The organism is Thermoflexus hugenholtzii, assembly GCF_018771565.1.
Classification (GTDB): Bacteria; Chloroflexota; Anaerolineae; order Thermoflexales; family Thermoflexaceae; genus Thermoflexus; species Thermoflexus hugenholtzii_A.
Genome location: NZ_CP076326.1, coordinates 1,419,763 through 1,443,784, shown reverse-complemented (window position 1 = coordinate 1,443,784; position 24,022 = coordinate 1,419,763). Strand labels below are relative to the sequence as shown.

Sequence of the window (24,022 nt, the reverse complement as noted above, 5' to 3'; positions counted from 1 at the left end):
CTCAGGTTGAGCGGAGGCCCCCGGCGCCCTTTCGGGCGCGTGACTCAGCGCCCGGAAAAGCTCCAGGTTCGCATTTTGATTAGAAATTTTATTCGCTTTAGGGATTGGTGGGAAGTGGGAGGCTCCCGGCGCCTCGCTACCATCGATCGGGATCGTAGAAGTCGTAGGGAAGCATCGGGCGGGGGCGCTGGGGTCGGGCGAACAGGCGGACCAGCAGGTAGCCGGCCACGAACCCGCCGATGTGGGCCCACCAGCCGATGCCGCCGACGGAGGGGCTGGCGGTGGTGATGGCCGCGATGCCGTTGACGAACTGCAGCAGGAACCACATCACCAGCAACACGGCAGCGGGGACCTCGAAGAAGCCCAGGCCGAAGAAGAAATAAGGGGCCAGCACGGTCACTCGGGCCCCCGGGTAAAGGACCAGGTAGGCGCCCAGCACCCCGGCGATGGCTCCGCTGGCCCCGATCAGCGGCACCCGCGAGCCGAAGAGGACCAGGGTCTGGATCAGGCCGGCGATGACCCCGCAGAGCAGGTAGAAGACCAGATAACGCAGATGTCCCATCCGGTCTTCCACGTTGTCCCCGAACACCCACAGGTAGAGCATGTTGCCCAGGATGTGGGCCCATCCCCCGTGGAGGAACTGGCTGGTGATCAGCGTGACCAGCCAGAAGGGATCCGCCTGCCCCAGCAGGGCTCCCCACACCCGCACCGGCACCGCACCCCAGGTGAGCAGAAAGCGATCCAGCGCCCGGGGCGGCATGGAGAGCTCCAGCAGGAAGATCAAGATGTTAACCAGGATCAGGGTCCAGTTGACGATCGGGACCGTGCGGCTTCGCGGGCTGTCGCTGATCGGGATCATTCGAATGTTCCTGTTGGGAAAGTCAAGGCCATTATACCATCGGGCCGATTACAGCGAGTTGTCCTCAAGGCAGGGGAGAAAGCCTTGGCGAGGGGTGTGTCCCAAGATCGTAGGACAACTGCTCGCAGTTGTCCTACAAGGCGGCCAGGCCCGACAAAATCGGGACACATCCTTGGCGAGGTCCGGCTTGACGAGGCCGAGCCGGTCAGGCATAATTGCTGTGGAGGGATGGCCGAGCGGCTGAAGGCGGCGGTCTTGAAAACCGCTGGGAGGCCTGAGCGCCTCCTCGGGGGTTCGAATCCCCCTCCCTCCGCCTGAGGGGATCGCCCGGAGGGGTGCCGGAGTGGCCTAACGGAACCGCCTGCTAAGCGGTGGGGGGTGCGAAAAGCCCCCCTCGAGGGTTCGAATCCCTCCCCCTCCGCCTGCTGGACCGGGCGGGACCTGGCAGAGGGTCCCGCCCGGTTCGTTTCAGTCGCCGCTCGCTCCGCCGATGTTTTCCGGAGGGAGCGGCAGGCCCAGCCGGCGGCAGAGCATGGGGAGCAGACCTCCGGCCTCCAGGATCTCCCGGACCGTGGGGGAGAGGGGCGGGAAGGGGAAGCTCCCCGCGCGACTGTGAATGCGGTGCGCCTCCAGGTCGATCTCGATCTCTTCCCCGGGCTCGATGGCCTCCACCGCCTCCGGGCAGACGATGGGCAGCAGGCCGTGGTTGACGGCGTTGCGGAAGTAGATGCGGGCGAAGGATTTGGCGACGATGGCTCGCACCCCCGCGGCCTTCAGGGCGATCACCGCCTGCTCCCGGGAGGAGCCGCACCCCCAGTTCCGCCCCGCCACGATGATGTCCCCGGGCCGCACCTCGCGGGCGAAGCGAGGGTCGAGATCCTCCAGCGCGTGCCGGGCCATCTCCGCCGGGTCGGTGATCGTATACGTGTATTTGCCCGGGAAGATCACATCGGTGTTGACGTGGTCCCCATATTTCCACACGCGTCCCCGCCATCGCATGATCGATCCCCTCCTGACCGATCGGGATTCTCAGGGCCTCTTGATGAGATCGAAAGGCGGATCCGATACAATGGAACCGAGCATGGGCCTGAGCGCTGCTGATCCTTCAGTTCCCGTCGGAGGCCGGAGATGCCCTCCCCCTTTCCGGGCATGGACCCTTATCTGGAAGATCCGACGCTGTGGCCGGATGTGCATCATGGGCTGATCGAGGCGATCCGCGCTCCGCTGGCCCCCGTTCTGGCCCCGCACTTTTACGTGCGGGTGGAGCAACGGGTTTACATCACCTCGCCGGTGGACGATCCGGGCTATCCGGCTCTGATCCCGAGCGCTCCCCGCGAGTCCGAGGCCCCGCTCGGGTGGCCCGGGCGGCCGGCCATCGCCAGGCCGGCGGTGGTGGAGATACTGGTCGAGCCCGAGATCCGGGACGCCTACCTGGAGATCCGGGACGCCCGCACGCATCAGGTCGTCACCGCGATCGAGGTGTTGTCTCCGGCCAACAAGGTGAAGGGATCGTGGGGACAGCAGGCCATGCAGGAGAAGCGCCGGCCGCTCCTGCAGGGCAGCGCCAACTGGCTGGAGATCGATCTGCTCCGGGCGGGAAGCCGGCCGGAGCCGCTGGCCGGGCGCAGCGATTACGCGGTCGCCCTCTACCGGCCGCAACATCCCGGCATGCTGGTCTGGTTCATCGATCTGCGGGATCCCCTGCCGGTGGTGGCGGTTCCGTTGCGGCCCCCGTTCCCGGATGTGCCCCTGGACTTGCAGAAAGCCCTCGACGAGGTTTACGAACGCGCTCGCTATGCGGAGCAGATCGATTACACCGGGCCGATCCCGCCCCCGCCGCTCCCGCCGGCGGATGCGCAGTGGGCGCAGGATCAGGTCCGGCGCTGGCTGGCGCAGCGGGCGACGCATCCGGGTCATTCAGCTCCTTGAGCATCGGTCTTTCCAGACGTGATCTCCCGCGGGTCCGTGATCACCCCCCGCAGGGCGCTGGCGGCCACCACCGCCGGGCTGGCCAGGTAGATCTCCGCGTCCGGCGTCCCCATCCGCCCCCGGAAGTTCCGGCTGCCGGAGGAGATCACGATCTCCCCGGGGGCCGGGATCCCCATATGGTTGCCCATGCACGGGCCGCAGCCCGGAACCCCGATCATCGCCCCCGCTTCCACCAGGGTCTGGATGAAGCCCCGCCGCAGGGCCTCCTCCAGGACCTCCCGGGAGGCGGGGATGACCAGCAGGCGCACGCCCGGGGCGATCCGCCGTCCGCGCAGGATCTCCGCCGCCGCCGCGATGTCTTCCAGGCGCCCGTTGGTGCAGGTGCCGATGAAGGCCATGTCGATGCGGGTCCCGGCGACCTCCCGGAGGGGGCGCACGTGATCGACGGAGTGCGGGCAGGCCACCATCGGCTCCAGATCCTCCAGGCAGTAGACGTATTCCGCCTCATACGGCGCGTCCGGATCCGGATACAGGGCTCCGGCGGCGATGCGCTCACGGACCGCTTCGATGGGCTCCCCGGTCCGTCGGGCCCGGCGCGGGGCCAGCCAGTCGAAGACGCGGTCGTCAGGGGGGAGGTAGGCGTTCTTGACTCCGAACTCGGCCATGAAATTGGCGATCCCCATGCGGCTCTCGATGGAGAGATGGCGCACCCCTTCCCCGGCGAACTCCACGGAGCGATACAGCCCGCCGTCGGCCCCCAGATCGCGGAAGATCCGGAGGCACAGGTCCTTGGTCGTCACGCCGGGGGGCAGGCGGCCGGTCAGGACGATGCGGATGCTTTCCGGCACCCGCAGCCAGATCTCCCCGGTGGCCCAGAGGGCCAGCACCTCGCTGCGCCCGACCCCGGCCCCGAAGGCGCCCATCCAGCCGAAGTGGGTGGTGTGGCTGTCGGCGCCCAGGATCATCTGGCCGGGGAGGACCAGGGCCTCCTCGCTCAGCACCTGATGACAGATCCCCCGCCCGGCCTCGAAGAAGTTCCGGATGCCCTGCTCGGCCACGAAGCGGCGGATCTCCGCGTGGTTCTGGGCGTGGCGCGGGGTGGGGGGCGGCACCGCGTGATCCAGGGTGATGGCCAGGCGGTCCGGGTCGCGCACCCTTTTCAGGCCCAGCCGGTAGAACATGGCCGCGATGGCGGCGGTGTTGTCGTGGCTGAGGATGAGGTCGGGGCGCACGTCCACGATCTGCCCCACGGCCGCATCGGGGAGCCCGGCCGCCCGGGCGATGGCCTTCTGGGCGAAGGTCCGCCCGCTCATCCCTGCGCCTCCCAAACCGGATCCGGCTTCCCGTGTCCGTCCGCCCATCGCCGGAGCATCTCGTCCACGTCGTTCAGGGTGATCCGCTTCTCGTCCGCCAGGGCCTTGATGTGGGCGGTGATCTCCCGGATCTGCTCATCGCTCAGGCTCAGCCCCAGCTGCTCCGCCCGGGCCTTCACCGCGTTCCATCCGGTCAGCCGGTGGGCGATGGAGATGTAGCGGGTCATCCCGAAGTCCTGGGGATCCAGGGCCTCGTAGGTCTCCGGGTTGTTCAGGATGGCCTTGGCGTGGATGCCGGCCTTGTGGGTGAAGGCGGCCAGGCCGGTGATGTAGTTGTTGAAGGGGATCTCGACCCCCACCATCTCCGCCACCATCTGTTCCAGCTCCCGCAGCTTCTTGAGGTTATACTTGCGCCGCACCATGTCCCGGTTGATCGTATACATCCGGGCGATGAAGCCCCCCAGGGGGGTGATCCCGTTGCGCTCCCCGATGCCCAGGACGGTGGTGTCGATGTGGGTGGCGCCGGCCTCCAGGGCGGCGAAGGCGTTGGCGATGGCGCAGCCGGTGTCGTTGTGGCCGTGGAACTCGATGTCGGCCCGGGTCAGCCGACGCAGGGTGCCCACCAGCCAGGCCACCTGGCTCGGGGTGGCGATGCCCACGGTGTCGGCGATCCCCAGCCGGTTCACCACCCCCAGCCGGTCCACCGCCAGATACACCCGGAGGAGGTCCGCCGGGTCGCTGCGGAAGGTGTCCTCGGTGGAGAAGCGCAGCTCGATGTGAGGGGCCTGTTCCCGGATGAAGGTGAGCACCTCGGCGGCCCGATCGATGATCTCCTCCACGCTCATCCCGTGGCTGAACCGCCTCAGATACGAGGAGACGCCGATGACCACGTCGATGCCATCCACCCCGGTCTCCAGGGCGCGCCTGGCGTCCTCCAGGTGGCAACGGATGTGGGTGAGCACCTTGCACCGGAGTCCCAGCCGGGCGATGGCGCGGCAGTCCTCGAAGCTCTTCGGCGAGGCGGAGGGGTTGGTGAGCTCGATATACTCGACGCCGAACTCGTCCAGGGCTCGGGCGATGCGGATCTTGTCTTCGGTGGAGAAATGGGCCCCGACGAACTGCTCTCCTTCCCGCAGGGTCGACTCGATGATGTAGAACTGATCCAGCGGCATCGCGCTCCCTCCTTTCATCGGGATCGGTCTCTTACCGGTTGCCCTCCGCGATCCACTTCAGGGCGCGGGTCAGCACGCGAACGCCCTGAAGGTATTCCGCCAGGACGATGTGCTCCTCCGGCGTGTGGTCGAGCCGGGCGTCGCCGGGCCCGTAGGCGGCGGTGGGGCAGCGCCAGGCGGGTCCCACCACGTTCATGTCCGAGGTCCCCGACTTCAGCAGCAGCCGCGGCCGCAGGCCCTCCCCGCGGATCCCCTCCAGCAGCGCCCGCGCGAGGGGGCTGTCCGCGGAGGCCCGCCAGGCCGGCTCCTCCCCCTCGGTCCGCCAGGTGGCCCCGGCCGCCTCCAGGGTCGGCCGGATGGCCTCCCGCCACCGTTCCGGCGGCCAGGCCTCCGGGAGCCGGAACCCGATGGTCATCTCGGCCCACTCGCGCAGGCCGTCGCCATCGGCGATCACCCGGCGGAGGGAAGGGGTGATCTGCTCGAAGAGGGTTGGGCGGGGCGAAGCCGCGCGGGCCTGCTCCCGCAGGGCGAGCCAGAGCGCCACCAGTTGTTCCGCGGGCCCCGGCTCGGGCACCGCGCTGTGCCGATGGGGGGCCTCCAGACGGACGTGGAGGATCATCCGCCCCTTGTAGCCCAGGGTGATGGCGTCGACGCCGCTGGGCTCCAGGATGAGGACCATCTCCGGCGGCGGCCACGTGCCCAGCAGGTGGCGCGCGCCCCGGGAGGTGGCGGCCTCCTCTTCTACCGCTCCGACCACGGCCCAGCGCCATCCAGGACGTGGGCCGACGCGGGCGACGGCGACGAGGGCTGCGGCGAGGGGCCCTTTGGCGTCCACGGCGCCCCGGCCATAGAGGCGGCCGTCCGCCACCCGCACCGGGATCTCTCCGGGGACGGTGTCCAGGTGGCCCAGGAGCATCAGCGTGCGAGGGCCTTCCCCGAGGACCCCGATGGCGTTGCCGGCCTCGTCGATCCACGCGGCGAATCCGTAGCGTTGCATCCAGTCCACCAGGAAGGCGGCGGCCTCCCGCTCCGCGCCGGAGGGGCTGGGGATGCGCACCAGCTCCTCCAGCAGGCGGAAGGCTTCCTCATCGGGGATGGGGAGCGCCTCGCGCGCGGTCATGGGCTTTCCTCCATCGCGGAGGGAACGGGAAGGGACGTTTCCGCCAGGGCTTCCTCGAGGGCTGCGGCGATCTCCGTCAGGTGGTCCTCTTCCACGATCAGGGGCGGCAGGAAACGGATGGCGTCCGCCCCGCCGGGGAGCGCCAGCACGCCCCGCGCCATCAGCCGGCGCAGGACCGGCGTGGCGCGGACCCGCAGGGACACGCCCACCATCAGGCCCAGGCCGCGGACCTCCCGGATCAGAGGGGATTGAAGCTGACGGAGGCGCTCCCGGAAATCCGCGCCGAGCCGCTCCGCCCGCTCCACCAGGCGCTCCCGGCGGATCGTCTCCAGGGTCGCCCGGGCCGCGGCGCAGGCCATGGGGTTTCCGCCGAAGGTGGAACCGTGGGCGCCCACAGGCATCGGGCCCCACTCCGCCGGGAAGGCGAGGGCGCCGATGGGGAACCCTCCGGCCAGCCCCTTGCCGAGGGCGAGCAAATCGGGGATCACCCCGGAGTGCTCCGCCGCGAACCAGCGCCCCGTCCGCCCGCACCCGGTCTGCACCTCGTCGAAGATCAGCAGCGCCCCGAAGCGGTCGCACAGCGCCCGCGCCGCCTGCAGGAAGGCGGGGTCGGCCGGCCACACGCCTCCCTCCCCCTGAACCGGCTCCAGGATCACCGCAGCGGTCTGGGGGCCGATGGCGGCCTCCAGGGCGGCGACGTCGTTGAAGGGGATGTGGCGGAAGCCGGGCACCAGGGGCTCGAAGGGCTGGCGGTAGGCCGGGTTCCAGGTGGCCGAGAGGGCGCCCATGGTGCGGCCGTGGAAGGCCCGACGGGCGGCGATGATCTCCGACCGCCCGGTGCGGAGGCGGGCGAACTTGAGGGCGGCCTCCACCGCCTCGGCGCCGGAGTTGCAGAGGAAGATGCGCCATTCCCGGTTCCCCGGGAGCACCTCTTGAAGGGCCTGGAGGAGGGCGGCCCGCTGATCGTTGTAGAAGATCTCCGGGCAGACCATCAGGCGCTCCATCTGCTCCCGGAGGGCCGTGCGGACCGCTGGCGGGTTGTGGCCCAGGAGGGCCGCGCCCTGGCCGCCGGTGGCGTCGAGGTAGCGTCGTCCCGTTTCATCCCACACGTAAACGCCCTCGCCGCGGACCAGGACGAGCTCTCGCTTGGGGTAAACCCCGCTGGTGTAGCGTTCTTCGATCGCCCGGATGTCCATCGTCCTTTTCCTCCCACGGATGGGTGCCGATGGGAATCGGCCTGGGTGGGCGGCAGGCGCTTTCGCGCCGGGCGTCGGCCTTTGCGCCGATTGAAATCGGCCTTCCAAGGCGCTGCGCGCCAGGCGTCGGCCTCCGCCGACGCAAAGGGTTTTTCTCGGTCGGCGCAGGCCGACCGTCGGCCGAAGGCCTCTGGAGGCCGAATTCATTCGGCGTGCATGCCGACCGCTGGCCGGAGGCCTTCGCGCCGATTGAAATCGGCCTTCTGAGGCGCTACGCGCCGGGCGTCGGCCTTCGCCGACGCAAGGAATGCCTTTCCGGTCGGCGTAGGCCGACCGTTGGCCGAAGGCCCTCAAGGTCGAATTCATTCGACGCATAAAGCCGACCGCTGGCCGAAGGCCTTCGCGCCGATTGAAATCGGCCTTCTCAGGCGCTACGCGCCGGGCGTCGGCCTTCGCCGACGCAAGGAATGCCTTTCCGGTCGGCGCAGGCCGACCGTCGGCCGGAGGCCTTTGGAGGCCGAATTCATTCGGCGGACAAGCCGACCGCTGGCCGGAGGCCTTCGCGCCGATTGAAATCGGCCTTCTCAGGTGCTACGCGCCAGGCGTCGGCCTTCGCCGACGCGGAGAGTATTTTTCGGTCGGCGCAGGCCGACCGTTGGCCAAAGGCCCTTCAAGGTCGAATTCATTCGACGCATAAAGCCGACCGTCGGCCGAAGGCCTCTGGAGGCCGAATTCATTCGGCGCACAAGCCGACGCTGGCCGAAGGCCCTTTGAGGTCGAATTCATTCGACCCGCCTCATTCGACCCGCCCGTGCCCGTCGGCATCGATTCGGGTGCCGTTCCCGTTCAGGGCCGCGGCGAGGGGGGCGGGCCGCCGGCCATCGGCCAGGAGGACCTGCGGCACGCCGCCCGTCAGGGCCTCGCGGGCGGCCAGCAGCTTGTGGCGCATCCGGCCCTGGGCCCAGGCCATCGCCGCTTCCAGCTCCGGGAGGGTCAATCGCGGCACCCGGGTGGATTCATCGGGGAAGGCCCGGAGCAACCCCGGCGCCCCGGTGACGAAGATCAGGCCCTCCGCGCTCAGGGCGGCCGCCAGGGCCGCCGCCGCCCGATCCCCATCCACATTGACGATCTCCCCATCCGGCGTCAGCCCCATCGGGGCGATCACCGGGTAGAGCCCCTGATCCAGCAGGGCGCGCAGGAGCCTCTCGTTCACCCCGGAGGGGGTGCCGGAGTAATCCCCCCGCAGGATCAGGATCCGCTCGCCCTCCCGCACCCGCAGGGCCTCCTTCCGCCGGGCCCGGAGCAACCCGCCGTCGATCCCCCGCAGGCCGATGGCCGGGACGCCGCGCCGGTGGAGGGCGGCCACCAGATGGGCGTTCGCCCGGCCGTAGGCCATCAGCAGGATGTCCCGGGTGCGGGCGTCGGTGTATCGGCTGGTGAAGCCCGAGGCCGAGGTGATGTAGCGGGGCGGATGGCCCAGGGCCTCCCCCAGCGCGTCGGCCTCGGCCGAGATCCCGTGGACCAGCACCCAGCGCCGGCCCTCCCGGGCCCAGGCGGCCAGCTCCTCCAGCACCGCCTCCGCGTTCACCGCCGCGTTCCCTCCCAGCTTGATCACCCACATCCTTCCGCCTCCCCTCACGCGGGATACACGGGGATCAGATCCAGGCCGGCCGTCTCCGGCCAGCCCATGGCGACGTTGAGGGACTGGACGGCGGAGCCCGCCGCGCCTTTCATCAGGTTGTCAAGGGCGCACAGGGCCACGATCCGTCCCGTCTCCTCCTCCACCGCGAACCCGACGTCCGCGAAGTTGCTCCCCACCACCGCCTTGGGATCCGGCAGCCGGTGCACGCCCTGACGATCCTTCACCAGGCGGATGAAGGGCTCCTCGCTGTAAGCGGCCCGGTAGATCCGCCACAGCTCCGGCTCGGCGATGCGATCCCGGGGCCAGGCGTGGGCGATCGCCAGCACCCCCCGCACGGCGTCCACGGCGGTGAGGGAGAGGACCACCCCCTCGCGGCCGAGGGCCTGGCGGACCTCGGCGGTGTGCCGGTGCTGGACGGGGGCGTAGGGGCGGATCGCCCCGTGGCGCTCCGGGTGATGGGAGCCCGGGTTCGGCTCGCGCCCGGCCTCCGAGGAAGCGGCCTGGATGTCCACGATCACCGGCCGCTCCGGGTCGAGCAGGTCGGCCCGGACCAGGGGCCAGAGGGCCAGGATGGCGGCGGTCGCGTTGCAGCCGACCCCGCTGATGGCGCGGGCCCCGCGCAGCTCCGCCCGGTAGCGCTCCGGCAGGCCGTAGACGAAGCGGGACAGCCACTCCGGATGGGGGTGGGGATGGCCATACCAGCGGGCGTAGTCCTCCGGCCGGCGGAGCCGGAAATCGGCGGAGAGGTCCACGAGGACAGGAGCCAGGGCCGCGAAGGCCTCGATGCGGGGCGCCACCTGGCCATGGGGGAGGGCGATGAAGAGGATATCGCAGGGCTTCAGATCCGCCATGCGGCAGAACGTCAGCCCCGTCGCCTTGCGCAGGTGCGGGTGCACGCGATGCACCGGCTCCCCGGCATGGGACTCCGAGGTGACCTGGGCGATCTCCACGTAAGGATGCCGGAGCAGCAGGCGCAGCAGCTCCCCGCCCACGTATCCCGAGGCGCCTACGATGCTGACGCGGACCCGTTCCATTGCCCGACCTCCTGGGGAAGGGCGCGGTGGGCCGCGGCCCAGCCCTCCCGGGCCACCCGGAGCACAAAGTCCGCCACCGCCCCCGGGATGTCCACCCCGGTGGGCTCCACGGAGTTGCGGAACTCCATGGAGTGGTTGATCTCGTTGACCAGCAGCCCCCGTTGCGGATCCTCGAAGAGGTCCAGGGCCAGCACCCCGCCGCCGACTGCGGCCGCGGCCCGGGCGCAGAGCGCCGCCAGCTCCGGGGTGATGGGGCAGTTGAGGGCGCGCCCGCCCCGGGCCGTGTTGGTGATCCAGTGCGCCGAGGTCCGGTAGATCGCGGCGACCGTCTCCCCGCCCACCACGAAGGCCCGGATGTCCCGCCCCGGCTTGGGGATGTATTCCTGGATGTAGTAGACGCCGTGGGCGAAGCCCCCCAGGGTCTCCTTGTGCTCCAGGAGGGCCTCCGCGGCGTCGCGATCGTTCACCCGGGCCAGCAGCCGGCCCCAGGAGCCCAGCACCGGCTTCAGGACCACCGGGTAGCCCATTTCCTCGATGGCCTGCAGGGCGCCTTCGGGGGAGAAGGCGACCTTCACCCGAGGGGTGGGGATCCCGGCCCGGACCAGGGCGGCGGTGGTGAGGAGCTTGTCGGAGCAGGTGTGGATCACCGCGGAGGGGTTGATCACCGGCAGCCCCAGGTCTTCCAGCAGCCGGGCGGCGTGGAAGGCCTGCCAGTGGCTGAGGGAGCGCATCAGCACGGCGTCGAACCGGCGCCAGCGCTCCCCTGCGCCGACCTCCAGGACGGCGGAGCGATCGTGGAGGACCTCGACCTCCGCCCCCCGGCGTCGGAGCGCCTCCAGCAGCCACTTCTCCTCCGTGCGCACCAGCGAGCAGAATATGGCGATCCGCATCGCTCACTCCCCCCAGTCCTCTTCCACCTGGGGCGCCCGGTCGAGGGTCAGCGGGGAGAGGGAGACCACCTCCAGGGCGGTCCCGCACTCGGGGCAGGTGAGGAACTCGTGGAGCATGACGTCCTCCCGCAGCGGCACGCCGGCCGCGCACTCCGGACACATCGCCTGGGCCATCGCGCACCTCCTTCGCCTGGGTTTGGGGCAAAAAGAAAACCCCCAGGCCGCCGGACGGCAGTCTGGGGGTGAGGATCCTGACGGATGAGAAAGCCGCTACGTCAGGACCGGACTACCGTCCGGGCCTGGAGGCGCAGCGGCTTTTTTGATGCACGCCATCCACAGCGTTCGGCGTTCCATAGAGCAGGGGCGGCTCCCTCAGTTTGGCTCTAAATATATCCGGGTTTTCGATTTTGTCAAGGGGGCCCGGCGCGCGGGGGTGTGTCCCAAGATCGTAGGACAACTGCTTGCGGTTGTCCTACAAGGCGGCCGGGCCCGACAAAATCAGGACACACCCGCGCGCGGCGCCGGGGCGCTCCGGCTTTTCCGCATGCGGGGCAACTGCTCACAGTTGTCCTGCATGTCTGGAAGGCCCCGGCGCGCCGCGCCGGGGTTCGGACCTCGGGAAGGCCGGGGCGGGTTCGGCCCGGCCCGCGGCCCATCGCCTTCCCCCGAAGCCCCCTGGACGGCGGTCCGGCCAACCGGCGCGGCCGAAGGCGGGGAGCCTCGATGCGGCGATGGATCGCCCGGCCGGATCTTCCCTTCGAACCCCGGGGATCTACGCCGCGGGCGGCATGCCGCGGATCGCCCGGGCGATCCCTTCCGCCTGGTGCGGGTAGAGCCGGGCCAGCAGCCCGCAGGCGGAATAGGCCAGCTCCAGCGACCAGCCGCACAGGGGGAGCAGCCGCAGGAAGACCCGCTTGCTCTTTTCGTCCTCTTCCTGCGCCCGTTCGGTCAGCGCCTGAAGGACGGCGAGCAATCCTTGCTCCCGCGCCCCGATCTCTCGCTCCATGATGCCAGCCGCTCCCTCCGCTTCCCCGATCCTGGCCATGGCTTCCGCGATGGCCCCCAAGGCCTCCGCCCGTTCCCGTAGCTCTTTGATTGCTTCTGCCGTTCGGCGGGCTTGCTCCCACATTCCGGCCCTGGCCATGGCTTCCGCGATGGCCCCCAAGGCCTCTGCCCGTTCCCGTGGCTCTTTGATTGCTTCTGCTGTCCGGCGGGCTTTGTGGAAGGCTTCCTGGGCCTGCTGGGTCATTCCGGCGCTGGCCATGGCTTTCGCGATGGCCCCCAAGGCCCAAGCCTGTTCCCGTGGCTCTTTGATTGCTTCTGCCGTTTGGCGGGCTTGCTCCCACATTCCGGCGCTGGCCATGGCTTCCGCAATGGCCCACAAGGCCCAAGCCTGTTCCCGTGGCTCTTCGGTTGCTTCTGCCGTTTGGCGGGCTTGCTCCCACATTCCGGCCCTGGCCATGGCTTCCGCAATGGCCCTCAAGGCCCAAGCCTGTTCCCGTAGCTCTTTGATTGCTTCTGCCGTTTGGCGGGCTTGCTCCCACATTCCGGCGCTGGCCATGGCTTCCGCGATGGCCCTCAAGGCCCAAGCCTGTTCCCGTGGCTCTTTGATTGCTTCTGCCGTTCGGCGGGCTTGCTCCCAAAGGGCCTGCTGGGTCATTCCGGCCCTGGCCATGGCCTCCGCAATGGCCCTCAAGGCCCAAGCCTGTTCCCATGCCCCTTTGATTGCTTCTGCCGTTTGGAGGGCTTGGTGGAAGGCCTCCTGGGCCTGCTGGGTCATTCCGGCCCTGGCCATGGCCTCCGCAATGGCCCCCAAGGCCTTTGCCCGCTCCTGTGGCTCTTCGACTGCTTCTGCCGTTCGGCGGGCTTGCTCCCACATTCCGGCCCTGGCCATGGCCTCCGCAATGGCCCTCAAGGCCCATGCCCGCTCCCCAGCCTCTTTGATTGCTTCTGCCGTTCGGCGGGCTTGCTCCCAAAGGGCCTGCTGGGTCATTCCGGCCCTGGCCATGGCTTCCGCAATGGCCCTCAAGGCCTCCGCCCGTTCCCGTGGCTCTTTGATTGCTTCTGCCGTTCGGCGGGCTTGCTCCCACATTCCGGCCCTGGCCATGGCTTCCGCGATGGCCCCCAAGGCCTCTGCCCGTTCCCGTGGCTCTTTGATTGCTTCTGCTGTCCGGCGGGCTTTGTGGAAGGCTTCCTGGGCCTGCTGGGTCATTCCGGCGCTGGCCATGGCTTTCGCGATGGCCCCCAAGGCCCAAGCCTGTTCCCGTGGCTCTTTGATTGCTTCTGCCGTTTGGCGGGCTTGCTCCCACATTCCGGCGCTGGCCATGGCTTCCGCAATGGCCCACAAGGCCCAAGCCTGTTCCCGTGGCTCTTCGGTTGCTTCTGCCGTTCGGAGGGCTTGGTGGAAGGCTTCCTGGGCCTGCTGGGTCATTCCGGCCCTGGCCATGGCTTCCGCGATGGCCCTCAAGGCCCAAGCCTGTTCCCGTGGCTCTTTGATTGCTTCTGCCGTTTGGCGGGCTTGCTCCCACATTCCGGCGCTGGCCATGGCTTCCGCGATGGCCCTCAAGGCCCAAGCCTGTTCCCGTGGCTCTTTGATTGCTTCTGCCGTTCGGCGGGCTTGCTCCCACATTCCGGCGCTGGCCATGGCTTTCGCGATGGCTCCCAAGGCCTCTGCCCGCTCCCGTGCCCTTTCGATTACTTCTGCTGTCCGGAGGGCTTGCTCCCACATTCCGGCGCTGGCCATGGCTTCCGCGATGGCCCTCAAGGCCCAAGCCTGTTCCCGTGGCTCTTTGATTGCTTCTGCCGTTCGGCGGGCTTGCTCCCACATTCCGGCGCTGGCCATGGCTTTCGCGATGGCTCCCAAGGCCTCTGCCCGCTCCCGTGCCCTTTCGATTACTTCTGCTGTCCGGAGGGCTTGCTCCCACATTCCGGCGCTGGCCATGGCTTCCGCGATGGCCCTCAAGGCCCAAGCCTGTTCCCGTGGCTCTTTGATTGCTTCTGCCGTTCGGCGGGCTTGCTCCCAAAGGGCCTGCTGGGTCATTCCGGCCCTGGCCATGGCCTCCGCAATGGCCCTCAAGGCCCAAGCCTGTTCCCATGCCCCTTTGATTGCTTCTGCCGTTTGGAGGGCTTGGTGGAAGGCTTCCTGGGCCTGCTGGGTCATTCCGGCCCTGGCCATGGCCTCCGCAATGGTCCCCAAGGCCTTTGCCCGCTCCTGTGGCTCTTCGATTGCTTCTGCCGTTCGGAGGGCTTGGTGGAAGGCTTCCTGGGCCTGCTGGGTCATTCCGGCCCTGGCCATGGCCTCCGCAATGGCCCCCAAGGCCCATGCCCGCTCCCCAGCCTCTTTAATTGCTTCTGCCGTTTGGAGGGCTTGGTGGAAGGCTTCCTGGGCCTGCTGGGTCATTCCGGCGCTGGCCATGGCTTCCGCGATGGCCCCCAAGGCCCATGCCCGCTCCCGTGGCTCTTTGATTGCTTCTGCCGTTCGGCGGGCTTGCTCCCAAAGGGCCTGCTGGGTCATTCCGGCCCTGGCCATGGCCTCCGCAATGGCCCTCAAGGCCCAAGCCTGTTCCCATGCCCCTTTGATTGCTTCTGCCGTTTGGAGGGCTTGGTGGAAGGCTTCCTGGGCCTGCTGGGTCATTCCGGCTCTGGCCATGGCCTCCGCAATGGCCCCCAAGGCCTCTGCCCGTTCCCGTGGCTCTTTGATTGCTTCTGCCGTTCGGCGGGCTTGCTCCCAAAGGGCCTGCTGGGTCATTCCGGCCCTGGCCATGGCCTCCGCAATGGCCCCCAAGGCCCATGCCCGCTCCCCAGCCTCTTTGATTGCTTCTGCCGTTCGGCGGGCTTGCTCCCACATTCCGGCCCTGGCCATGGCTTCCGCAATGGCCCCAAAGGCCGATGCCTGCTTCCATGCCTCCTGGATCCCTTCCGCCACGTTCAGGGCTCGGTCGAACAGCCCCCGGGAAGCCCAGCCCGCCGCCACCTTCCCCTTGTGCGCATCATCCAGCATCAGGCCCGCCGCCTCCGCCGCCCCTTCCACCGCCCCCAGCTCCCCCAGCCAGAACGCCGCCAGCTCCCCTTGCCAATCCTCCAACTTCTCCAGCTTCGCCCCCTCCCAGCGCTTGCGCGCCGCCTCCAGGATGCGCCGGGCCCACTCCCCCTCGCCCTCGCTTTCCGCCGCCCAGGCCAGCAGCAGGCTCCAGAGCGTCCCCAGCCGGGGGTCCCGCTCGAAGAGGATCTCCGTCGCCATCCGCAGCGCCCGCTCCCGATGCCCCCGCCGCCACGCCTGCAGGGGCGTCTCCTCCCCGCCCGCCCGCCGGGCGTGCTCGATCAGCAGCGCCGCCATCCTCGGCGCGTCCTCCGACCGGATGGCCATCTCAAGGGCCAGCCGGACGGTCTTCAGGGGCAGGTGGGGCTCGCCGGGGAGATGCCGGGCCTGGGCCTCGGCGAAGGCCGGGTCCAGGGCCAGCCGGAACAGGGCGGGGTCCCCCTTCTCGTGGAGGTGATCGGCGTAGTGGCGCAGGATGTAGGGGGAGGGATGCGCCGGCCAGCCGGCGCACCACTGCAGCAGCCGGTCCTCCATCTCCTTTGCCTCGCGGCCCAGGTGCCGGCGGAACTCCTCCGCCAGCAGGGGGTGGGCGAAGGCGTAGGTCTCCTGTTCCTCGTCCCGGCCGATGGAGAACCAGCGGATGACTGAATACGGGAGACCCTCCAAATCCCAGACGGAGAGCCCCGTCAACTCCTCCGCCTCGTCCTGACGCAAAGCGCCTTTCGCCACCGTCAACAAGGCGAACAAGTCCCGAACCCCCTTTTCGTTGCGAACCAGTTTCGCCAGCTGTCCGAATTGCTCCTGAACATACTCCGAGAAGCCGGAAGGCGTTTGCTCCAGGACCTGCTCGGGCGATCGCCCGTGCCGGACCGCCTGCGCGAGGTCTTCCATCAGATAGCGGATGAACAGCGGGAACCCGCCGGTCTTCTCCCACAGCGTCCGGACGAAGTCCGCTTTTTCGGCCAGTTGGGCCAGCTCGCCCTCGCCCGTCGTCCGCAGCCACTCCCGGATTTCCTCCTCCGAGAGGGCCTCCAGCGGGATGAACTCGGCGAACCTCGCCCACTCCTTCAGGTAAGGGGGCGGCTTGCCCTTGCCGTCCCACCGCCCCGAGACGATGACGAAAAGACCGTCGGGGATGGGGCGGGGGACGAAGGGCTCGACTTTTCCTTCCGCCTCGTCCAGGCCGTCCAGGACGAGGACCGCTTTGACGCCCGGGGGCCATCGCCGGTCGGCGAGGAGGTTGTGCAGGGCCGCCCACCGCTCGTCGTCCCGGTCGGGAATGGGGAAGGGCGAGTTGGACAGGCGGGCCAGCTGGGCGAGCAGGTGAGCGTAAGCGTTGGGCGGCTCCGTTGACTTCGCTACGGCGGTGCTGAAGAAGTGGCAAACGGCTTCCACGAGGGCCTCGCCATCCCCGGCCGGCCCGATCCACCTTCCTTCCACCTGCCGGATCCAGCGGGCCAGGAAAGCGGTCTTGCCGTAGCCGGCAGGGGCGTAGACGACGGCGACCCCGTTCGGATTGGCGGCGATGAAGCGGTTCAGGCGCTCCATCGCCCCCTTCCGGCCGACGAAGCCCTGCGCCCACTTCTCCCACAGGAACCGGCGCGTCGCGCGGTCTAAGTAGGCGGCGACGTGGCTGACGCCGAAGCGCTCCGCGATCCAGCGAACCCATCCGGCTGCATCCGCGAGCAGCGCCTGCAGCGCCTGTTGCGTTTCCCGCATCGGCAGCAGGATGGCGGTCAGCTCCGCCTGTCGCGCTTTCAGCTCCTCGAAGCCCTCCCGCTGCTGCCGCCCCAGCTCCTCCAGTTGCCGTTGAACGGCCTCCAGGCGTTCCAGAACAGGCGCGAACTGCCTTTCCAGGTAATCGAGGAACGCGTCGCCCAGGGATCGTCCGTCCACCTCCAGGCCCGCCAGCAGCTTCGCGGTGACGATGCGGAAGACGACGTCGTTGTGTTTGACTTCATGGGCGAAGAAGGCGCAAACCAGGTCGAACCAGGAAACCCGCCCGGCCCCCTCGGGCGGCTGCCATCCCTCCCGCAGCCGCTTGATGAAAACCTCCGGCGGCTCGCCGAACCATCCCCTCAGCTCCTGCAGCCACTCGTTCGTCAGGCGCTCGCGCAGCTCCTTCCCCCGTTCCTCGGCGGCGACGCCTTGCGGTTGCAGCAAGAAGGCCAGCCGGCTTTCCGCAACCGACGACGGCGGCACATATTCGGCATCGGAAACCCTGCCCAGCTCGGCGGTGAGTTCGTGATAGGCCCGCCAGAGCCATCGGCTCTCCTCGTCTCTCGGTTGACCGAAGGGAAGGCGACGCGAAAAGCGGGAGACCAAATTTTGGACATCCACGCCCCGTTCCCTCAGGGCGTCGGAGAGCAGGCTCCGGGTAGCTTGAAGGAGGGCTCTGCGGATCGCCTGTTGCAGGTCGCGGACCGGACGATCCCCTCGACGCAGGCGGTCGTAAATCGTTCGCCAGAGGCTGCAGAAAACGGCGTCGGCCCGGTTGCCGAGGATGCCCGCCACGATGCTGCTCAACACAAACCCTGTCCACGTCAACTCCGCCATGCCTGTGCCCCCCGAACGGATCGGAAGGGGAAAGGGCGAACCCCACCGGAGCGGCGCGGTTGACCTTATGATGGCCCTTCGCGTCGGATCCCGTCAAGGGGGCCCGAGGTGGGGTGTGTCCCAAAATCGCAGGACAACTGCGAGCAGTTGTCCTACCAGAATGGGGACACGCCCCGAGGCGGAGCCCGTGGCCCCGCTTTCGGAAACCGTGTAGACTGAACCCGCAGCGGGCGCCGGAGAGATCCCCCGGCGTCCCGTCCCGGAGCGGACCGAACTGTGCTCGTCGAACCCCTGAATCTCTGCCGGGAGGTGCCCCGTGCGGCCGGAGATCGAGATGGAGCTCGCGCAGACCCGCCAGACCGTCCTCTGGCTGGAGCAGGAGCGCCGGAAGGACAAAGAGACCATCGCCTTGCTTCAGCAACGGGTGGACCAGCTGACCGCCCTCCTGGAGCAGGCCCGGGAGCAGATCCGTCAGCTGGCCGCGGCCCTGGCCGCCGCCCAGGCCCAGGCCGCCCGCCCGGCGCCGGCGGAGCCCGCCTTCGCCCGCCTGCGGGAGGAGCTGACCGCCCTGATCCAGCGGCGCCTGGACGAGATGGAGCGCCAGCTCCGCGAAGGACAGGCCGCGCTGCAGCTCCAGATCGGTGAGCTCCAGCGCGCGATGGGGGAGCTCCGGGAGGCCCTCCCCCGTCTGGAGCGGGCGGAGCAGGAGCTGGCCTCCCGGCGCGCGGAGCAGGACCGCCTGAGCGCCCTCCTGCAGGCCCAGTCCCGACGCCTGGAGGAGATCGGCCGCGGGCTGGAGGAGACCCGCCCCCGCCTCACCTACCTCGAGGAGCAAGGCCGGCAGACCCTCAAGCGGATCGCCGACCTGGAGCAGGGGCAGGTGGATCAGCGGCGGCGGGTGGAGGAGCTGGCCCAGCGCTTTCCCCTTCTGGAGGAGGAGCTCCGCAAGCAGCCCCGGCGCTTCGAGCCCATCGAGGCCCGCCTGGAGGAGATCGCCGCCCAGACCGAGGCGCTGCGCCTGGCCGACCTCCAGCATCTCCAGGCCTTCCGTCGCCTGGAGCAGCATGTGGAGGAGCGCCTGGCCCGCATCGAGGACTACCACGCCGCCCTGCGCCAGCTCCAGGATCTGGCCCGGGAGAGCCGGCAGGCCCTGACGGAGCTGGGGGCCCTGCGCGAGGGATGGGAGAACCGGCTGCGGGAGATGGGGGAGGTCCTCCGGCTGAGCGAGGCGCGTCTGCGGCAGGAGTGGGACGAGTGGCAGGCGGCCCAGGAGCGGCGCTTCCACCAGTTGAACCTCCTGCGGGAGGAGCGATGGGCCGCCCACGAGCGGGAGCACCGGGAGCTGGACGGGCGCATCGAGGAGCTGGAGCGGCAGGGGCCGCGCCTGGAGCAGCTCCTCCGCGGGCTGCTGGAGGAGCAGGAGGAATGGGCCCGCCACCTGCGCGACGCCGCCCGCGCGTGGAGCCAGGGCCACGAGCAGCGGCTCCAGCGCTTGAAGCAGCACCTCAAAGAAACCCCGGGCCGCGGATCCCCCTCCCCGGGATCCTCTCCGTGACCCTCTTCGGGATCGGGTGAGCCGCCATGCCGGTGATCGCCACCGCAGGCCACGTCGACCACGGGAAATCCGCGCTGGTAGAGGCGCTGACGGGCATCCACCCGGATCGCCTGAAGGAGGAGCAGATCCGGGAGATGACCATCGACCTGGGCTTCGCCTGGCTGACCCTGCCGAACGGGGAGACGGTGGGGATCGTGGACGTGCCCGGCCACCTGGATTTCATCGAGAACATGCTCGCGGGCGTGGGCGGCATCGACGCCGCCCTGCTGGTGGTGGCCGCCGACGAGGGCGTGATGCCCCAGACCCGGGAGCACTTCGCCATCCTCACCCTCCTCGAGGTCTGTCGGGGCGTCGTCGCCCTGAACAAGATCGATCTGGTGGACCCGGAGTGGCTGGCCCTGGTAGAAGAGGAGATCCGCGCCCTGCTTCAGGGGACCTGCTGGGAGGCCGCGCCCATCGTCCCGGTCTCCGCCCGCACCCGGGCCGGCCTGGAGGCGCTGGTGGCGGCCCTGCAGCAGGCCCTGGAGGGCCAGCCGCCCCCGCCGGACCTGGGCCGGGCTCGTCTCTCCATCGATCGGGTCTTCACCATGCCCGGCTTCGGGACGGTGGTGACCGGCACCCTGCGGGACGGATGCTTTCGCGTTGGGGATGAGGTCGAGATCTGGCCCTCCGGCCGCCGCGCGCGCATCCGGGGGCTGCAATCCTACCGACGGCGGGTGGAGCAGGCCCTCCCGGGCTCCCGGGTGGCCATCAACCTGAGCGGCGTCTCACCGGAGGAGCTCCGCCGGGGAGATTGGGTGACGGTCCCCGGACGGTTCGCGCCCACCGCCCTCCTCGACGCCGCGCTGATCCACTGGGAGGGATCCCCGCGGCCGCTTCCCCATTTCGCCGAGGTGAAATTTTTCCACGGGGCGGCCCAGATCATGGCCCGGGTCCGCCTCCTGGATCGGGAGATCCTGCCTCCCGGGGAGATGGGGTTCGTCCAGCTGGTGCTGAGCCGTCCCACGGTGGTCGCGCCGGGGGATCGTTTCATCCTCCGCTGGCCTTCGCCCTCCATCACCCTGGGCGGCGGGGAGATCCTGGACGCCCATCCGGCTCGCCGCCACCGCCGGCTCCGCCCGGAGGTCCTCACGACCCTCCGGGCCCTCCACCGCGCGGACCCCGCGTCCCGGCTGCGGGTCTGGTTGCAGGAGGCCGGATCCCTCGCCCTCCCGGAGGCCTCCCGGCGCCTGGCCCTGCCGCCGGAGACCGTGCGGCGGTGGTTCGAGGCCCTGGCCGAACGCGGGGAGGCCATCCCGCTCGCCGGGGACCTCTGGGCGGCCCTCGACTGGCAGGCCCGGGCCGTGGGGCAGCTGGTGGAGCGGGTGGAGGCCTACCATCGGGAGAACCCTCTCCGGCGGGGAATGCCCCGGGAGGAAGCCCGCAGCCGCCTCGGCTGGCCGGCCCCGATCTTCGAGGCCGTGCTGCAGGCGGCCCTGCGGGAGGGTCAAATCGAGGAGATCGGCCCGCTGATCCGGCGCCCCGGCTTCACCATCCGCCTGACCGAGACGCAGCGTCAACAGGTGGAAACGTGGCTAACAGGGCTCCGCCGGGATCCGTGGCATCCCCCCACCTGGAAGGAGGCGGAGGCCGTCCTGGGCCGAGAGCTCCTGCAGGCCCTGCTCGATGAAGGACGCCTGATCCGGCTCGGCGAGGAGCTCGTGATGCCGACGGAGACCTGGAACGAGGCCGTGGCGCGGATCCGGGAGCACCTGCAGGCCCACGGCACCATCTCCGCGGCCGAGGCCCGGGATCTGCTGGGGACCAGCCGGCGGGTCGCCGTCGCCCTGCTGGAACAGATGGACGCCCTGGGGATCACCCGGCGCGTGGGGGATGTGCGCGTGTGGGGGGCCGAATCGGGCGGGGATCCGGGATCGAAGACCTCCGCCTCCTGAGCCCTCACCGGCGAAGGAAACGGCGCTCGATCTCATCTCGATCCAGCAGGAACCAGGCGGGGCGGCCGTGGGGGCACGTGCTGGGGGACCAGGCTTCCTGGAGCGCGTCGAGCAGGGCCTGCATCTCCTCCGGGGAGAGGCCGTCCCCCGCTTTCACGGCGGCCGTGCAGGCCAGCCGCATCGCCAGCCGTTCGCGCAGATCCCCCGCGTCCCGCCGGGCGGCCTGCAGCTCCTCCAGGATCGCCGAAAGCAATCCCTCCACCGGCTGCCCGGAGAGCGGGGCCGGCACGGCGCGGACCACGAAGGCGTTCCCCCCGAAGGGCTCGATGTCAAAGCCCAGGCTTCGGATCCCGTCCAGCTCCGCCTCCAGCCGCTCCGCCTCGCGGGCGGAGAACGAGAGGACGGCAGGGGTGGGGAGGGCCACCGGTGGGCTTCCGGACCATAGCCGTTCGAAGAGCACCTGCTCGTGAGCAGCGTGCTGGTCCACCACGATCAGGCCCTCCTCGCTCTGGGCCAGGATGTAGCTCTGGAACAGCTGCCCCAGGGCGCGCCAGCGGGAGGCGGGCCGGTATCCTTCCAGGGGCTCCGCCAGAGGCCGGGCGGGGAGCTCCGGCATCCCCCCGGGCCAGAAGCCGGGCGGGACCTCCGGCGGGGGGAACCCGGATAGGGCGGTTTCCACCGCCCGGCTCACGCCCCAGTAAACCGAGCGCTCCTGGGAGAAGCGCACCTCCGCCTTCTGCGGATGGACGTTGACGTCCACGAAGGCGGGGGGCAGCTCGATGTGCAGGATCGCCAGGGGATAGCGCCCCGGCGGGAGCCGCCCGGCATAGGGGCGCTCCAGGGCCACGGCCAGCAGCCCGCTGCGCACCGGGCGCCCGTTAACGTAGAAGTATTGAAAGGCCCGCGAGGAGCGACCCAGGGTGGGCCGGGAGATCAGGCCGGTGATGCGCAGGTCCGCCGCCTCCCAGAAGACCGGGATCAGCTCCTCCGCCACCTCCCGTCCCCAGATCAGCGCCGCCCGCTCACGGGCGGTCCCTGGGGGCGCGATCAGAACCTCCCGGCCGTCCACCAGGAGGCGGAAGGCGACCTCGGGATAGCCCAGGGCGTAGCGATAAACCGTCTCGCGGACCCGCTCGGCTTCCCGCAAAGGGGATTTCAGGAAGCGCCGGCGGGCCGGCGTGTTGTAGAAAAGGTCCCGCACGGTGACCACCGTCCCCACCGGGCTGGCCGCCGGCTGCATCGTGATCCGCCCTTCCTCCGCGAGCAGACGGGTGCCCTCGGTCTCCTCGGCCGTGCGGGTGAGGATCTCCACCCGCGCCACGGCGGCGATGCTGGGCAGGGCCTCGCCGCGGAATCCCAGGGTGCGCACGCGGGTCAGATCTTCCACGCTGCGGATTTTGCTCGTGGCGAAGCGGGCCAGGGCCAGCGGGAGCTGATCCCGGGGGATGCCGGTCCCGTTATCGGCCACCCGGATCCAGGCGAAGCCCCCTTCCCGGAGCTCGACCTGGATCGCGGTGGCACCCGCGTCCAGGGCGTTCTCGATCAGCTCCTTCACCACGGAGGCCGGCCGTTCGATCACCTCCCCCGCCGCGATCCGGGCGGCCACTTCCGGAGGCAGGACTTCGATGCGGGAGGACGCGCCGGCCGGCATCGTTCACCTTCCTCCCTTCTCCGTCGAGGACGAGGGGGAGAGCGGATGGCTTCCGGTGGAAACCCGGTAAAGGGGGATCCGGAGGAAAGCGGGGGCCTCGGTCCAGGGCTGGGCGGGGAGAAGGCCCTGGACGGCCTCGTAGAACGCGGGGGTGAGGAGGATCTCCCCGGGGGGAGCGATCAACGCCAGCCGCCGGGCGGCTTCCACCGCTTCCCCCAGGGCGCCGTAGTGCCGGTAACTCGCGCCTCCCATCAGCCCCACCAGGGCGTTCCCCCGGTGCAGCAGGATCCCGGGGACGAAACGCAGGCCGGGGGGAAGCTCCGAGTGGAGCCGGCGGATCCGTTCCCGGAGGACCAGGGCGGCCCGCAGGGCCCGCACCGCGTGATCCGGGCAGGGGAGGGGGATGTTGAACCAGGCCATCGTCACCTCGTCCACCATGGGCGCAGGGGATCCTCCCTCGGCGTGGATGCTCGTGTGGAATACCTCCAGATGCCGGTTCAGCGCCTGGCCCAGCGTCCCGGCCGGGAGCCGGCCATCCTGGGCCGCCTCGCGAAGCCGCTCCCGGAGCCCGCCCCATGTCACCGTGAGGATGCTGAGGGGTCGCATCCGGACGGGGCCCACCACTTCCTGCGGGGCCTTCTGGAGCGCCTGCAGGACCGGGGAGGGGACGAAGGCTCGGAGGAAATTCCACCATTGCAAGTGATAGGTTTTGAGGGAGGCAATGCGCTGGCCGCGGCGCAGGAGGGCCTGCAGCCGGGCCAGGACCTCCCGCGGATCGTAGGGCTTGGCGACGTAATCCTCCGCCCCCGCCCGCAGGCCTTCCACCAGCTCCCGGACCGCGGAGCGGCCGGTGAGGATGAGCACCGGGAGGTCCCGGAGCTGGGCGTCGGATTTGATCGCCCGGCAAAGGGTCAAGCCGTCCGCATCCGGCAGCCCCAGGTCGAGGACCACCGCGTCAGGACCCCAGGAGCGCAGCCGGCTCCATCCCTGGCGGGCGGTGGCCGCCAGGGCGACCTCAAACCCGTTCCAGACCAGCAGATCATGCAGCGCCCGGGCCTCGTTCGGGTTATCTTCCACGATCAACACGCGGGGCGGACGGATGCCCCTTCCTTCGGATGAACCCATGGCGTTG

At 69.8% G+C, this 24,022-nt stretch carries 16 protein-coding genes and 2 tRNA genes; 5 read left to right on the top strand and 13 right to left on the bottom strand.

Features of this window, described 5'->3' with window-relative positions:
* Positions 1 to 136: 136 nt before the first annotated feature.
* Entirely contained in the window at positions 137 to 859 is a 723-nt protein-coding gene (locus KNN16_RS06530) for a rhomboid family intramembrane serine protease (RefSeq protein ID WP_303900172.1), read from the bottom strand.
* A gap of 222 nt (positions 860 to 1,081) precedes the next feature.
* Between KNN16_RS06530 and KNN16_RS06525 the strand changes: the two genes are divergently transcribed.
* Positions 1,082 to 1,172 (top strand) — tRNA-Ser (locus tag KNN16_RS06525).
* A gap of 16 nt (positions 1,173 to 1,188) precedes the next feature.
* A tRNA-Ser gene (locus KNN16_RS06520) sits at positions 1,189 to 1,280 on the top strand.
* A 47-nt stretch (positions 1,281 to 1,327) separates the two neighbouring features.
* Here the strand turns inward: KNN16_RS06520 and KNN16_RS06515 are convergent.
* Positions 1,328 to 1,858: a 3-isopropylmalate dehydratase small subunit gene (locus KNN16_RS06515; protein WP_299288792.1), complete on the bottom strand. Its 531-nt coding sequence runs from the start codon at positions 1,856 to 1,858 to the stop codon at positions 1,328 to 1,330.
* Positions 1,859 to 1,987: 129 nt separating this feature from the next.
* Here KNN16_RS06515 and KNN16_RS06510 point away from each other — a divergent pair, with 129 nt between their 5' ends.
* Positions 1,988 to 2,788, top strand: a complete 801-nt coding sequence (locus KNN16_RS06510; protein WP_303900171.1) for a DUF4058 family protein — start codon at positions 1,988 to 1,990, stop codon at positions 2,786 to 2,788.
* Here KNN16_RS06510 and KNN16_RS06505 read toward each other — a convergent pair.
* The 9 genes from KNN16_RS06505 to KNN16_RS06465 all read right to left on the bottom strand — a co-directional run bounded on the left by KNN16_RS06505 (position 2,773) and on the right by KNN16_RS06465 (position 17,750).
* Positions 2,773 to 4,101: a 3-isopropylmalate dehydratase large subunit gene (locus tag KNN16_RS06505; RefSeq protein WP_303900169.1), complete on the bottom strand. Its 1,329-nt coding sequence runs from the start codon at positions 4,099 to 4,101 to the stop codon at positions 2,773 to 2,775. The genes KNN16_RS06510 and KNN16_RS06505 overlap by 16 nt on opposite strands.
* The gene (lysS, locus tag KNN16_RS06500; RefSeq protein WP_369685886.1) at positions 4,098 to 5,267 is read right to left on the bottom strand and encodes a homocitrate synthase; all 1,170 of its coding nucleotides are present in this window, start codon (positions 5,265 to 5,267) and stop codon (positions 4,098 to 4,100) included. Before lysS ends, KNN16_RS06505 begins: the two co-directional genes overlap by 4 nt.
* Positions 5,268 to 5,304: 37 nt before the next feature.
* Positions 5,305 to 6,393: a [LysW]-lysine hydrolase gene (locus KNN16_RS06495; RefSeq protein ID WP_303900165.1), complete on the bottom strand. Its 1,089-nt coding sequence runs from the start codon at positions 6,391 to 6,393 to the stop codon at positions 5,305 to 5,307.
* A complete protein-coding gene (locus KNN16_RS06490) occupies positions 6,390 to 7,589 on the bottom strand; it encodes an aspartate aminotransferase family protein (RefSeq protein ID WP_303900162.1) in 1,200 nt (399 codons plus the stop codon). Before KNN16_RS06490 ends, KNN16_RS06495 begins: the two co-directional genes overlap by 4 nt.
* A gap of 796 nt (positions 7,590 to 8,385) precedes the next feature.
* A complete protein-coding gene (locus tag KNN16_RS06485) occupies positions 8,386 to 9,210 on the bottom strand; it encodes a [LysW]-aminoadipate kinase (protein WP_303900159.1) in 825 nt (274 codons plus the stop codon).
* Positions 9,211 to 9,224: 14 nt separating this feature from the next.
* On the bottom strand, positions 9,225 to 10,265 hold the full coding sequence (gene argC / locus KNN16_RS06480) for an N-acetyl-gamma-glutamyl-phosphate reductase (RefSeq protein WP_303900156.1): 1,041 nt from the start codon (positions 10,263 to 10,265) through the stop codon (positions 9,225 to 9,227).
* A complete protein-coding gene (gene lysX / locus KNN16_RS06475) occupies positions 10,238 to 11,155 on the bottom strand; it encodes a lysine biosynthesis protein LysX (RefSeq protein WP_303900153.1) in 918 nt (305 codons plus the stop codon). The genes argC and lysX overlap by 28 nt, the downstream gene beginning before the upstream one ends.
* Positions 11,156 to 11,158: 3 nt before the next feature.
* Positions 11,159 to 11,329 carry a lysine biosynthesis protein LysW gene (lysW, locus tag KNN16_RS06470; protein ID WP_303900152.1) on the bottom strand — a complete coding sequence of 57 codons (171 nt, stop codon included), beginning with the start codon at positions 11,327 to 11,329 and terminating at the stop codon, positions 11,159 to 11,161.
* A gap of 598 nt (positions 11,330 to 11,927) precedes the next feature.
* Positions 11,928 to 17,750 (bottom strand): hypothetical protein, encoded by a 5,823-nt coding sequence (locus KNN16_RS06465; protein WP_303900149.1) that lies wholly within the window; start codon positions 17,748 to 17,750, stop codon positions 11,928 to 11,930.
* Between the two features lie 316 nt (positions 17,751 to 18,066).
* On the opposite strand from KNN16_RS06465, the gene KNN16_RS06460 reads away from it, so the two are divergent.
* Positions 18,067 to 19,305 (top strand): hypothetical protein, encoded by a 1,239-nt coding sequence (locus KNN16_RS06460; protein ID WP_303900146.1) that lies wholly within the window; start codon positions 18,067 to 18,069, stop codon positions 19,303 to 19,305.
* A gap of 26 nt (positions 19,306 to 19,331) precedes the next feature.
* Positions 19,332 to 21,239, top strand: coding sequence for a selenocysteine-specific translation elongation factor (gene selB, locus KNN16_RS06455; protein ID WP_303900144.1), 1,908 nt, complete (start codon positions 19,332 to 19,334; stop codon positions 21,237 to 21,239).
* A gap of 4 nt (positions 21,240 to 21,243) precedes the next feature.
* On the opposite strand, the gene mutL is transcribed toward selB, so the two are convergent.
* Entirely contained in the window at positions 21,244 to 22,890 is a 1,647-nt protein-coding gene (gene mutL / locus KNN16_RS06450) for a DNA mismatch repair endonuclease MutL (protein ID WP_303900141.1), read from the bottom strand.
* A gap of 3 nt (positions 22,891 to 22,893) precedes the next feature.
* Positions 22,894 to 24,015: a response regulator gene (locus KNN16_RS06445; protein ID WP_303900139.1), complete on the bottom strand. Its 1,122-nt coding sequence runs from the start codon at positions 24,013 to 24,015 to the stop codon at positions 22,894 to 22,896.
* Positions 24,016 to 24,022 lie beyond the last annotated feature (7 nt).

What these genes read in the sequence shown, in the direction of transcription:
- mutL (WP_303900141.1), bottom strand. Translation starts at nt 22,890, where the DNA reads ATGCCGGCCGGCGCGTCCTCCCGCATCGAAGTCCTGCCTCCGGAAGTG.
- argC (WP_303900156.1), bottom strand. Translation starts at nt 10,265, where the DNA reads ATGGAACGGGTCCGCGTCAGCATCGTAGGCGCCTCGGGATACGTGGGC.
- KNN16_RS06445 (WP_303900139.1), bottom strand. Translation starts at nt 24,015, where the DNA reads ATGGGTTCATCCGAAGGAAGGGGCATCCGTCCGCCCCGCGTGTTGATC.
- lysW (WP_303900152.1), bottom strand. Translation starts at nt 11,329, where the DNA reads ATGGCCCAGGCGATGTGTCCGGAGTGCGCGGCCGGCGTGCCGCTGCGG.
- lysX (WP_303900153.1), bottom strand. Translation starts at nt 11,155, where the DNA reads ATGCGGATCGCCATATTCTGCTCGCTGGTGCGCACGGAGGAGAAGTGG.
- KNN16_RS06495 (WP_303900165.1), bottom strand. Translation starts at nt 6,393, where the DNA reads ATGACCGCGCGCGAGGCGCTCCCCATCCCCGATGAGGAAGCCTTCCGC.
- KNN16_RS06530 (WP_303900172.1), bottom strand. Translation starts at nt 859, where the DNA reads ATGATCCCGATCAGCGACAGCCCGCGAAGCCGCACGGTCCCGATCGTC.
- KNN16_RS06515 (WP_299288792.1), bottom strand. Translation starts at nt 1,858, where the DNA reads ATGCGATGGCGGGGACGCGTGTGGAAATATGGGGACCACGTCAACACC.
- selB (WP_303900144.1), top strand. Translation starts at nt 19,332, where the DNA reads ATGCCGGTGATCGCCACCGCAGGCCACGTCGACCACGGGAAATCCGCG.
- KNN16_RS06510 (WP_303900171.1), top strand. Translation starts at nt 1,988, where the DNA reads ATGCCCTCCCCCTTTCCGGGCATGGACCCTTATCTGGAAGATCCGACG.
- KNN16_RS06485 (WP_303900159.1), bottom strand. Translation starts at nt 9,210, where the DNA reads ATGTGGGTGATCAAGCTGGGAGGGAACGCGGCGGTGAACGCGGAGGCG.
- KNN16_RS06465 (WP_303900149.1), bottom strand. Translation starts at nt 17,750, where the DNA reads ATGGCGGAGTTGACGTGGACAGGGTTTGTGTTGAGCAGCATCGTGGCG.
- KNN16_RS06490 (WP_303900162.1), bottom strand. Translation starts at nt 7,589, where the DNA reads ATGGACATCCGGGCGATCGAAGAACGCTACACCAGCGGGGTTTACCCC.
- KNN16_RS06505 (WP_303900169.1), bottom strand. Translation starts at nt 4,101, where the DNA reads ATGAGCGGGCGGACCTTCGCCCAGAAGGCCATCGCCCGGGCGGCCGGG.